We start from the raw sequence: 13,598 nt of genomic DNA, 5'->3' as shown, positions 1-13,598 counted from the left end.
TGGTTATTAGGTTGTTTAAAAATCCCTTCGTTTAATTTTATTAACTATTAATACGGTAATTTATTACAATAGTTATGCTAAACTATTTTAACATTATTTATAAGTTACAATAAAACTCAAGATTTTTTAGATAAAGATCTTGATAAACATTACATATATGTGATGTACAGGTGTTTTAATAACGTTTCATTATTTACTAAAATTTAAGTTTCAACAAAAAAAGTGAGACAATTAATTGCCTCACTTTTTATTTAACACCTACACTATAAATAATTAATTCCTAATTATAAACTTCAAAGGTGTTCCCAATAAATCATTCTTATCAGTAAAATGACGAATAATATACATGCCAGAAGGGAGATCCTTAATAGAGGTTGTATATGTCAACCCTGTAAACTCTCCTTTCATCATTGATTTACCATTAATATCTGATATTACCCAATAACAATCTGCAACATAATTTGGTGAATTAATTATAATTTTATCTGTCGCTGGGTTTGGATATAATGACCATATTTTTTCTTCAAAATCGTCTACTGATAAAGGATTATCATTTAATGGCATCAACCCATTAAGGTCATAACTTTGTGTTTGATAAATCTCTTTTGTTAGATTATTCTGTACTAAAAGTATCAATTCTACATTCTTATCATTATAAAAATAAGGTCGCTCCCATTCAATACTAAAATTTTCTATTGAACCAATGTCCCAGCTTCGTCCTTTAAAACTTGTCCCTTCAGCTCCTGGGCTAGGACTCATTGTCTTTAAAATATTATTATATTTTTCTGATGACCCCGATGTATTAGTCCCATCGATACCGTGTTCTACTGTAATAGCATGAAACACGATTTCTGCATCATCAGATGATAAACTAATATTTGAAGTTAAAGCAACGTTAAGTGTATTTTGAGTTGATAAAACATCAAAATTAACATCAATATCAAACTCTGGGACTAACATAGATCTAGAATAAACATAATTTTGATTATTATCGATAAATGTAGTTGTACTTCCTTGATATGAGTTACCATCTAAAATTGTTTCAGGAACAGATGATACTCCGTAATATAATTTCCTTCCACTAACAGGCTCAGGGTTATCAGTATTTAATTTATCTTCATATCCCTCTACTAATAAATGATAATTTACTATTAAGATATCATCCGATAGCGGTTCTAAAGTATTTTCTAGCCTTTCTATTGAAGTATCAGATGCTATCAAGTTTACATTTGCCATATTTTCAATTAACACTACTTTCGAACGGTTTCTAATTTCAAAATTATCTATTAAAATTCCCTCTTCAGTAATTGCAGAATTTGACTTGAATACTAGTCTAAATCTCACATTTTCTTCTCCTTTCAATTCATCTAAATGATGTTTAACATGAATATATTCACCATTTAGATTAAAGTCTTCTGTTAAACCAGACCACCCCATTGCTCTAGTTGATCTATTTAATATTTGATCCCCTGGATCCGATAAAATATTATCTGAATTAAACCAATTAATTGGGTCAAGTGTATTTCCAAGTACTTGCCATGTAGCACCAAAATCTGTAGAATATTGGAATGTTACTCCATCTATATTTTTTTCTACACTCAATTTCATATCAAAAGATAACATTGGTTTAGATAAACCTTGAAGGTTAAAGACAGGAGAATTAAGGTAAGAGATTTCATTTATTTCATAATCACCATTTAAACTAGTAGCCCAAACATTTGATGTTGAATTTATTAATGTACCACTTGCTTGCCCATACTCCCAACTAGATGTTCCATTATCTGAAGTAGGCACCCAATGTCCATTATCCCAATCAAAAGTTTCTAAATAATTTGCATTTATTGCCATTGAAACATACGGTAAAACAAATACTTCTTTTGTTAAAGTGGCTGTACATCCTTTTGATGTTTCTACTAATAGTTCCACATTATAAATACCAGGTTCACTATATATATGTGTTGGATTTTGATTAGAATTGATAGCTGAATTATCACCAAAATCCCATGAATAACTAATGATGCTATTTCCTGAATTATCACTAATAGAATTATCTGTAAACTCCATTGGTGTACCTAATTGTGATTTTTTCCAACTAAAATTGACAGTAGGTGGCTCTGAAATTGTTATTTGCTTTGTAATTGATACAGTTTCACAACTATGATTAGTTGCTATAGTTAAGGAAACATCAAATACTCCACTATTCTGAAAAACGACATCAAAAGAATCTGCTTCATCAGCCAATACTGTGTATTTAACACCATCTACATCATATTCCCATGAAATTATTTCAGAATATTTATCTAATGAAGATATAACTGTTTCATCTGAGAAAGTGATAATTTTTGCATCACAATTAACAACATTACTAAAGTTAACTTCTGGAACATCTACAATAGAAAATGTTTTTGTGATAGAAGAGACACAATTATTTGTATTCGTAAAAGTGAATGTAATATCATGATCACCAATTGGAGAACCTGAAATTTTAATATTTTCACCCACAATTACTAACCCCGTTGTAGAAGTTACACTACTGATTAATTCAGGTGAATCAAATATCTTTGTGATCTGAATATCCTCTACAGTTCTACATATTTTTTCTCCTACATCAATTCCTGTAAAATCAATTGATGGTAAAGGATTAATTGTAATCGTAACTTCTTGTTTTGGGCTAGAACATTGCTGATTCCAGTCTCTCAAATAATATTTCAAAACTTTTGTTTCTGATACTGTTGTATTTTCTGGAGATGTAAATGTAATCCCGGTTGACAACTCAATATCATTTTCATCATACCATTTAATTTCTTGAGAAGTACTAGTTACAATTATTGGCGTAATAGTTTCACCAGAACATAAATTAATATTGGTACTATTCACTGTAGGTATAGAAGGAGTACTTAAGATCTTAATATCTATACGTTCCTTAGTACTCTCACAACCATTAAAAGTTCTACTAACGTAATACGTAATATCTGTAGTTTCTGTAACATTCGAATTATCTTGTGGAACAAATGTAGGTCCTGTAAATATTGGAGTTACATCGTCTTCATTATTATACCATTTAATATCTCCATCTGCAGATAATTCATTGATTGGTTGAATAACATCCCCTGAACAATATTCGTATTTCTTTGTAGTAATAGACGGAACATCCGTTTCTCTAAAAATTGTAATTGTTACTTTTTCATATGGACCTTCACAGCCATTAACTACTTGTGTCACGTAATAATCTTCTATATAAGTTTTAGTAACATCTACAGAACCTTCTGGTTTAAATTTATCACCTCCACCTATCAATTCTTTTAATTTTTCATCATGATACCAATTAACTTGATTACCACTAGTCACTTCAAAATTTACAATCTCTGTATTAAAACAATGAGATTGTTCTGTAAATGTTAGGGTAGGTTTTGATGGCAATACATTGATAGGCACTTCTACTTTTAAAGGAGGACTAGTACACCCATCATCACTTGTTTGTACCACAAAATATTCTATTGCACCTTTATCATTTATATTGAGTAAAGATGCTGTTTCTTCAGGATCAAAACTCTCTCCACTATATGGTGTTCCATCTAATTCTTCTGATTTATACCACGTAAATGTTGCATCATCTTCTCCATTTACAGTCAAGATTGGCATATCATCCCCTTCACAAACAGGCATTATAGGTGCTGCTAAGTTAGGTGAGTTTGGCAGTTTTTTTATTTCTATTAATAATTCTAAGTATTCACTGTAACACCCCTCATCTGAAGTACTCACAGCATATATATATAAATCCTCATCTTCTGTTACAACACTAGATGATGTAGGAGTATAAGATAAGCCTTCGTGTAACTTTGTATTAATGTCTAATGATGGATCTGAAAACCATATCACATTTTCGCCTTTATTTATTGTGAATGTTGGAAAATCGTCTCCAGAACAAATCTCCAGCTCATCGCCTTCATTTGTTTCAGGAGCTTCAGGTAATGCATAAACATTTATGATTATTTCTGTATCTTCACTAGTACATTTAAATTCTGATTCTTCTCTTACCAAAAACTTATAGGTAACATCCGTATCTGTGTTTGTTGATACTGGAGGAAGATAATTTACAGCTTTACTTATATTTAATCCTGAATCATCAAACCACAGTATTTCACTGTTTGCCTTACTTTTTGTTACTTTTATTTCTTCTATAGGATCACCAGAACAATAATTAAATATTGTTTTATTGACAACTGGAGCAATAGGAATGGCATTTATTTTAATATCTATTTTTAAAGCTTCACCCTCACAACCTTTTACATTCTTTTTTCGAACCCAGTAGCTTTTTGTTATACTACCGTCAAGCACTTCAATTGGAGAGGGAGTAAAATTGTTTGAATCATCACCGATATCTGTGATTAAATTTTCATTATCAAACCATTCAAAAATAGTATTAGCTTCATTATTTACTGATAACTGACCAATTTCTTCATTAGAACAATAATCTTCTAAATTGCTAATTAAAACAGGTTTTGAAGGTGCCTTGTTAATGTTAATTGTAAAAGGTACTAATTCACTTTCACATCCATTATTTGTACTTGATGCATAAAATACCATGTCATCATCAGAAGCAACATTTGTATCTCCACTAGGCACAAAATTATTACCAGAATATTCTAGAATTTTTCCTTGATCATCTGAATACCAATTAACATTTACTCCATTTGTATATTTTAATACTGGCATTGCATCTCCAGAACAAATATGAATAGTACCATTATCAGCTAATACTGGCGCAACTGTTTCTTCATAAAAAGTAACCTTTACTTTTTTTGCAGGTCCTTCACAACTACCTATTTGTTCTCTTACATCAAATTCTTGAATAATTTTCTCATTTTCTGAAGGCCTAGTTAATGTATATTCATTTCCGGAATGGAGAAAAACACCCGTTTTAGCATCATACCAATTAATTGTTCCTTTCGGATTATTTACAACAAGCGGTGACAACGAAGCTCCATAACAATATTCAAAATTATCAGACACTACTGTCGGAGCATTGGGTGTAGATGTTATAACAGTCTTTTGAGGTAGATTAAAAGTACTTGTACCAATAACTTCCTTTTTAATATAAGTAGCAAAAATTGTTACTGTTTCTGTGTCACCTCCATTTATATTACTAGATAAGGCTAAAGAAGGATTAAAAGAATTACCTTGTACTCCACTACCAAAAAACCCTTGAAAAGAATAATCATTCGGATCTAAATTAGAGGGTAATGAAATATTCTTTTCATCCAACACAACTGCTGCATCACTCTCACAAAAAGTTGAAGCAATAAAATTTGCCCCATTTATTACTACAAATTCTTTTGTTTCTTCAATATCACAAATACCATTTGATATGTGATAAATAATAGTTTTATTCCCTTCCCCTGCAATATCTGCCCTAAAGCTGTTATTTGCTTCACCATAACCATTACTTATTACACCAGGTCCAGAACAATAATATTTATAATCGCTTGGTAGGTTATCTACAATTAGAGGTTCATAATCTTCAGATTCATTACTGAAAACAGTTCCTCCAACAGGTGAAATTTCAAATGAGTTTGGTTTATTTTCTACCTGAATCGTAATCACATTTGAAGTTACTTTACCTGTTGATGAATAAACTGACCTTCTATATTTATGCTCACCTTCAGCTAAAGTATTATCATTATAAAAGTTTTCACTAACACCAACTACTGAATAACCCGAATTATTAATGTTCTCTTCCCATTCATATGTAAAACTTCCATCACCACCTGTAATAGAACTACTACTCATTAATAAAATAGACTCATCTGAGCAAAGTCGTGAATTTACTTTGTTGCTTATATTAAAATTAGTTATTGGGTTAAAAACAATAATCTCAACTTCATTTGAATAAGAGGTGCATTTTTGAGAAGAAATTTTTCTTCGAAATAAATATTCGCCAACACCTAAATTTTTCTGTTCATATAACAGCGACTCATCATCTGCTGAAACTAAATTAGCTTCATTCCATGTGTCGCCGTCATCTGTACTTATTTCCCATAAATAAGTAAAAGTATTATCACCACCTGTAATTGCATTACCTGTACTATTTACAAAATTTATAGAGCTTACAACTCCAACATACTCATTCTCTCCACTAACAGTTATTTCATTATTTTCTATTTCTGGATATATCTTAATATCTATAACATTTGAAACTGATGAAATTCCTGCACTAGTTACTATTCTTCTATATTGATAATCACCCGTAGGTAAACTTTGATATTCAGTATATAGCTCAGTATTTACTCCTAAGTCTGTCCAACTACTTGATGGAGCCAAACGTTCCCATTTATAAGAATAATCACCGGCCCCTTTTGAAACTGGTTCTTCATTACCAAAAGAAAAAGTATCTGAATTAACACAAAATTCAGTACTTCCACTTGCTACAATTTTATTTACAAGAGAAGGAAAAAGCTCTACTGAAGTACCATCTAAAGTTGAAGTATATGTATTTTTATTTCCAGCAATATCTTCAATTATTACTTCATAAGTAATATCACTATTAGAAGTAATAACCCCAAAAGTTTTTTCAGTTGAAAAATCATTCCCACCTAATAATGTCAACGATGTTGATGAACCATTTATTTTTGTGGAAATTTTTGTCTGATCTAAAACTTCATTTGATGAAAAGAAGAGATTAACTTTCTCATTGTCTTCTACTATTCCATTATTATTTTCTGATGAAATGGATAATGTCAATAATTCAGGATTTGTATTATCTATAGATAAATCAATATCTTCAATTCTATTAGAAACATTTCCAGCTTCATCTTTTATATAGAAATCAAATAGGTAATCTCCATCCGCAAGATCATTCTGAAACTGTATATTAGACTCCCCTCCTGAAACAGTATAATTGTCTTGGAAATAAACAACTTCATTTACATCTTCTACTATTAATTCATAATTGGGATCAGAAGTATCTAATCCCTTTACAATAAATATAGGTCGAATTACATTTGTTATATTATCGTCATCTAATTTACCTGAATCATCTGAACTCGATAATTCTACCGATGTAAAGTCTGATGGTGGTGTTAAATCTACAGTGACTACAATAGGATCTGAAGAAAATGTAAAGTTTCCAGAAACATCTTCAGCAAACACATAAAAAGTATGCATCCCTTCTCCCAATGATGAAGTATAGAAAAAGTTATCTCCACCAGAAGCTGTAGTACTAGAAATAATTGAAGCATTATGTACTAAATAAATACTATTTGTGGCTACAGAATTAGCAGTGAATAATAATTGATCTATACTCGTTAATAAATCAGTATCTGAAACTCCTAGATCAACACTTTTATTTAAACTAAAAGTTGGTGCTCCAGATTTTACACTTTCTGATGAATTAAAAATATAGTTTTCATTACTTGCTGTTGATGAAATATCAATATCAGATTCATCAAAAGTTAACTCATAAGTAGCTCCTTCTTCAACTTCTTTCATGATATTTACATAAATATCATAAGTTGTATTAGCTGATACCTCAACAATACTTATCGTTGTATTTGATGTGATATCGGATTTTCCACTACCAGAAGGTTGCTCTTGAATAAGTATATCTCCTAATTCAGGTTTCTCATTAACCAAATTATTAATTGTCCATTTTAGAATGATACTATTAATATTTTCATCTCCGTCTCTTTGAATCGTTGGTAATATATATTCATAATTATTACCTGAAGATGAAATATCTGCTCCCCCTTCATCATAAATAAGTTCATAAACAGCTTGATCTTCAAATTCGGATGAGATATCTGCTACAATAGTATAGCTTACATGTTTTTCAATTTCTTCTACAGTAATTCCAACATTAATTGTAGCATTACTTCCTCCATTTGGTTCCTCTTTTAACGTAAAGTCAGATGAGTTTACAGCACCACTTAATCCGTCAATTCTCCAAGACAGTAACTTATGGTTTGTCTCTTCAGAACTCCCTATTCGTGTTATGGTTTGACTACTTACTTCTAGTAGGGTAAAAAAGAAAAGTAAGATAATTAGTATGCAGCGTTGGTTTGTGTTATTGATGTTCATAGTAGTAAAGTAGTTTATAATTATTCGGTAGTTGTAAGCGTCTGTTGATACGATAAACTACCGTTGGGGTCTGTTTTTATGAAGCATATTTTTGTGTTGTTACCAAAATTTGCAGTGCCAACAACAAGTATAGACTTATCATTTTGAACAATTACTTTCCGTCCATAATCCGGGCCTTCATAACCAATTGTTTTTTGCCAAAATATCTCACCTGTATAAGAGATTTTCATAAGTAATATATCTTCATCTATTCCATCCGAGTCGGTTGATCCGACTATATAGACTCCATCATTTGTCAAAGCCATATCTCTTCCACGATCTATACCAGATAATCCAAATTCTTGTAATACTCCAGCATCTCCATTCTCATCTAAGCTAGAAAATAATATATCTCTATTTGTTTCTGATACTTGGCGATCTCCAAGTACATATAGTGTATTTGCATAAGACGAAATCTTTATTCCTAATTCATTACTAGAAGAGCCAAAATACTTATCCCAAACAATATCCCCTACGCTATTTACTCTCACCGTTCTCATATCTGAAGATATAAACTCTTCATTATCATCATTTACCTTTTTTATATCAACTGCTCCAAATAAGTAATAATTTTGATTATCACCTTCTACAACAGAATTACCCAAGTCGTTTGCAGTGGGTTGAAAACCCTGTATTTTCTCCCATTCTAATGCTCCCGTTGATGTATACTTAATACTTATCATATCCCATTGAGGTTCTACACCTGCTCCTGGACTAGTATTTCGTACTTCACCAATAATTATTACGCCTCCATCAGATGTAGATTCTATAGCATTAAAAACAACTTGATCATAACCTGGATGTATTTCAGTAACTGATGTTGTTCCTCTATTTTCAGATTGAGGATCAACGTACATGAGTACTCCTAATGAATCATTTCTATTAGCTAAAATAACTACATTATTTTCTGAAAGCTTTACCATTCCTACTGCATTATCTGTATTATTTGCAGATGTATCTGATACAATATATTGTCTTTTTTCATTCCCAAACAAATCAGTTTCAACAAGAAAAGCAGCTGTTGATGTTGTAGAATTTGTATTACCTAATAATAAAAAACCATTTGATATAGAAAGGATATCAACGCCAGTTTCTGCCGACTCAGTACCATAAAACTTTACAAAAGTTTCTCCTGGAGTATAAGTCGTTTCAGTCTCACAAGCTGTGAAAGAATAAAGAAGCAGTAGCAGTACTATTTTAGTAAAGTTCATCATATAAGTCCAATTAGATTAATCAAGTTTTCTGTATTTCCTATACATTTTAGGTTTATAAAAATCATAAGAAAAACTAACATTCAACGATATAACATCTAATTTTATATCATTATCGATAAAACCGTAACTAAAGATTAGTTCAGAATTATCGTATCTATTATTAGGTTTATTAAAAGTATCTAATGCGTAACTATACGTTGCCATAACTGTCCAATGCGTCATTCTTGATTTCACCTGAAATCCTAACTGGAAATAAGCTTCGTATAAAATTTCTTTACGTTGTTCTTTTACTGTAATTGGTGATGGCTCAATATCCGCAATCTCACTATTATCAAAAGATTGAGTTCCTTCTATAGAGGCTGATAAAAGATACCTAAGCCCCCCTCCAACGCCAATAAATGGTTTTAACTTTGTTTTTTGAGTAATCATCCAACGAAGAACCAAAGGTACATGTAACCATGACTGAGCTTCTTTCATAGTTGTTGTAGAAAAATTCAAAGGTTTTTCAGATGTCTCAAAAACTACATTTTCATATGATGGCGAAAGATTTAAATGCAGGTGAGTATTTAATAAATAAGAAAAAGAAACGCCAACTTTAAAATTTACTTTAGGTGCATATTCAACTGCAGAATGTAATTCTTCAGACCCTACACCAAATGTTTGCTCTATGTGTGCTTGGTTATAAGTTACACCACCTAATAATCCAAAAGTCATTATTGGGCGAGTTCTAAATTTACTATACAAGTTTTTCAATTCGGCAGGATCTGCACTCACTGGCTTATACTCTGGATATTGCTTTAGTAAAAGAAGCATATTTTCCTCGGCTTCATCTAACCTATCAGCATATAAGTAAGATAAAATCACTAACCTCCGTGCTTGGATTTGCTTAGATTCAGATTCATAACCTAGTTCTATACAGCTATTAATCTTTTCAGGAACTTGAGAAAGCTTCCCTTCATTATATAAAACATTAGCTTGTACAAATGCTTCTTCACAATCTTGAGCTTCTACAATAGTGCTAGATAGTGTGATAAAGAATAGAGTGCTTAGTTTTATTAATTGAGTAATATTGAAGTTAATTGAATACAATAGCTATTAATTTAAATTTTCTCCACTACAGACATTTCTATTTTCGATACCTTCACCAACATACCTGTTCCATTCTTTATCCGTCATTTCTTTTCTTGGCATTAACGAACAAACATTTTCAGATAATGTAGGAATATCCAATGCATACCTTCTGAGTTCATGGCCTGAAGTCCCTACATATAATGTGTTTCCATGGTTAGCAAATGATGCCTCTGAAGCCCAAGAACCTAAATCATTCAAAATGATTGGTGACTCATTTGTTTTACCAATTGTTACATTCCAAATACGTGCAGAACCATCTAAAGATGTACTCACTAAACGTTTTCTTTCGTTATCAAATTTTAGTGAAGTTACTCTTGTATCATGCCCTTGTAGGTTATCAATTTCTGAACCAGTTATTCTGTCCCAAAGAATTAATTTACCATCTTCAAAACCAAGAGCAACCATCTTTCCATCTTCAGAAAATGCCAACGCAGTTCCAGCAACTCCTTGATCTGCATAAACAACAGTTTCAGTACAACTATTATCTGTACAAAATTTTGATGTTGAACCTTTACTGTTCATTGCCCAAAGGCTACCATCCAAATTAGATACAAGAATTTTATTTATTTGATCTTTTACTTTTGCAAACTCAGATACAGCAAATGATTCAATATCTACAGAATAAATAGTATTACCTTGTCCAGTAACAAAAAGCCTATCTCCATATTTATCGAATGATCCAGTCCATAATTTTCTATTAGAAACTTTGATTTCTTTAATGATTTTAAAGTCAGGATAAGAGAATATATTTACTTTACCACTTTCGGTAAAGATGGCTGCAATATTCTTTTCTTTAGAAATAATTAACCCCCTAACTACTCCATTACCTTTTGATATTACTTCCGATTCAAGACTTTCATCACCCCACTTTCTTAAAGTCCCATCAGAACCTGCAGAATATAAAGCAGAAATATCCTGATCATAATACAAGGTCCTCACATAATCATCATGTCCTTTCATAAGGTTGAAATCATCTCCTTTAAATCCTTTTACTGCTTGGTATAAACCTTGGAAAACATCTGGATTTGGAGAAAGACCTTTATATTCTTCGTTAAACACATGTGCCTGTGAAGCAAGCAACCCTTTCTGTTCAGGATCTTTTAATTGTAATGATTTTACAGCCAATGCTTGTGCAATTGAAAGGAAACGTAATGTATCTGCAGATGCTTTTGCATTATCTGCTTCACGTTTTTGTTCTTCTGCTTCTTTAGACCTTTGATCTGCTAATTGTGCAGAAGCTAGGGCCTCTTCTTTCGCTTTTTCAGCACTCTGTTTCTGAATTTCAGCTTCTTTTTGTGCTAAAATTGCTATTCGAGACTGCTCAATCGCTTTATTCTTTTGATACTCAGCTGAGTCTTTTGCTTGCTGAGCCAATAATGTTTGTAATTTTGCTTCTTTTGCTGCTTCTTCTGCCTTTAACTGTTCTGCTTCGGCTTTAAGTAAAGCTTCTTCTGCTGCTTTTGCACTTTCATTTGCTTTTTCTCCAAATTCTTTGGCCTCTATTGCTGCACGTTCGGCATCTCTAGCTTTCAATTGTGCAAAAATCACAAGCATAATTGCTCCAATAGTTGCTGCAGCCAATATCAATGCAATTACCTTTGTACGCTTTACTATACGCTTTTGCAAACGTTCTTTTACACGTTGCTCTTCTTCGTACTCTTCTTGAGAAGTTTTTAAGAAAGTAACAGCTCTTTCATAAGAAGGTTCATACTGAACTGCCCAAGCTAAGTTGGGTTGAAACCTTTCTCTCCATTGTATGGCTATATATAAATCTGGCGGACGCCATAAACTTGCTTTCCCTTGTTGGTACAAAGAAGCAGCTTCTGAAAGTCTCTTATATATTTTTACAGCTTCAAATTCCTCGTCTACCCAATCTCTACAACGTATCCAAACACGCATTAAAGATTCGTGAGAAATATCAATTACAGTATTTGAATCAATAGTTATTCGTTGATCAGGCATTAATAATGTTCTCCCAGAAGTTCTAAACCTATCAACAATACATGTAACTACTAACTCTTCAGTCTCAGCAATTTTCGCTAAATTTTTTAATTTTGTTGGGCGTCTGATACCCCTACCATCTTCTCCTTTTTCAGTTAATGCTTTGAAGAGTTTCTCACAAATGATCTTTTCCTCTTCTGTTAGTTCTCTGTATGCTTCATCGGCGTGTTGCGATAAAGCTTCTGCCATCCCGCCAATTGCTTCGTAGTGATGGACATCAACATCTTCGTTATCATTAGAATGTGCACTCCAATACTCCCAAGTACGCATTAATGCATGTTGCATAATAGGTAATTGATCCTGGGTGTCTCCTAAATCATTTAATAAGCGTTGGAGTAATCTAGCACTAATTTTTGCTCCTCCTACAGATACAGGTCCAAGAATTGCTTCTTGCTTCTGATCTCTAGTCATTTGAGGAATAAGATAATGACTTTCGTTTATAAGGTAGGTTAATTCTGGAAAGCGTGCACAATCACCAATGTAATCTGAACGCATCGTCATTACAACGAAAATCGGCACCCTACTTTGCTTTGTAGCTTCTACTAAAAGTTTAACAAAAGCAGATGCCATTCCAACTGAAACATCTTCAGATTCTAATCTTGAAAATCTAAATAATTCTTCAAACTGATCAATTAAGATTAAGAAGTTATCTTCCTCCTCTTCTTGTAGACGTTCAACTAGATTAACTAAACCTTTAGAACTACTTAATAACATTGTTATAGCAATGTTAAGTAGTAATTCTTTTTCTTCGTTAGACTTTTCTTTATATGATTTAGTAGATTCTAATACAGCAAGAGCTAGGTTTTTTATTGGATCTGTACCAGGTCTAGAACTTGAGATGTTCCAAGAAGACCCTTGTTTTTCCATAAACCCACCTTGCAAGGCAGGTATTAACCCACAATATATTAGTGATGATTTACCACTACCAGAAGCTCCTAATGCAGCTACAAATCTATTTTTCTCTAACCTCCAAAGTACTTCTTCGGTTTGTCCGTCTCTACCAAAAAACAAGAAAGTTTCATCCGTGCGGAAAGGTCTTAACCCTGGGAATGGGTTAAAATCAGCTCCTAGTATAAGCTTCTGAGCTTCAGTATTTGTGGATGAGAATGAATTCATTTATCTGAGTAAAAGTAGCTA

General features: G+C 32.2%; 4 protein-coding genes. All 4 read right to left on the bottom strand.

All coding sequences use genetic code 11. From position 1 onward, the window contains the following. Window positions 1-273: 273 nt before the first annotated feature. From KM029_RS00700 to KM029_RS00685, 4 genes are read right to left on the bottom strand one after another with little or no spacing between them, the layout of a single operon-like run. A complete protein-coding gene (locus tag KM029_RS00700) occupies window positions 274-8,076 on the bottom strand; it encodes an Ig-like domain-containing protein (protein ID WP_144074875.1) in 7,803 nt (2,600 codons plus the stop codon). Window positions 8,077-8,096: 20 nt separating this feature from the next. Next, window positions 8,097-9,329 carry a hypothetical protein gene (locus KM029_RS00695; RefSeq protein ID WP_144074874.1) on the bottom strand — a complete coding sequence of 411 codons (1,233 nt, stop codon included), beginning with the start codon at window positions 9,327-9,329 and terminating at the stop codon, window positions 8,097-8,099. Between the two features lie 15 nt (window positions 9,330-9,344). Next, window positions 9,345-10,418, bottom strand: coding sequence for an outer membrane beta-barrel protein (locus tag KM029_RS00690; RefSeq protein WP_144074873.1), 1,074 nt, complete (start codon window positions 10,416-10,418; stop codon window positions 9,345-9,347). 6 nt (window positions 10,419-10,424) lie between these two features. Further along, window positions 10,425-13,577 (bottom strand): nSTAND1 domain-containing NTPase, encoded by a 3,153-nt coding sequence (locus KM029_RS00685; RefSeq protein ID WP_144074872.1) that lies wholly within the window; start codon window positions 13,575-13,577, stop codon window positions 10,425-10,427. Window positions 13,578-13,598: the final 21 nt, after the last annotated feature.

The sequence above is a fragment of the Flammeovirga kamogawensis genome (assembly GCF_018736065.1).
Classification (GTDB): Bacteria; Bacteroidota; Bacteroidia; order Cytophagales; family Flammeovirgaceae; genus Flammeovirga; species Flammeovirga kamogawensis.
This window is presented reverse-complemented; position numbering and strand designations above follow the sequence as displayed.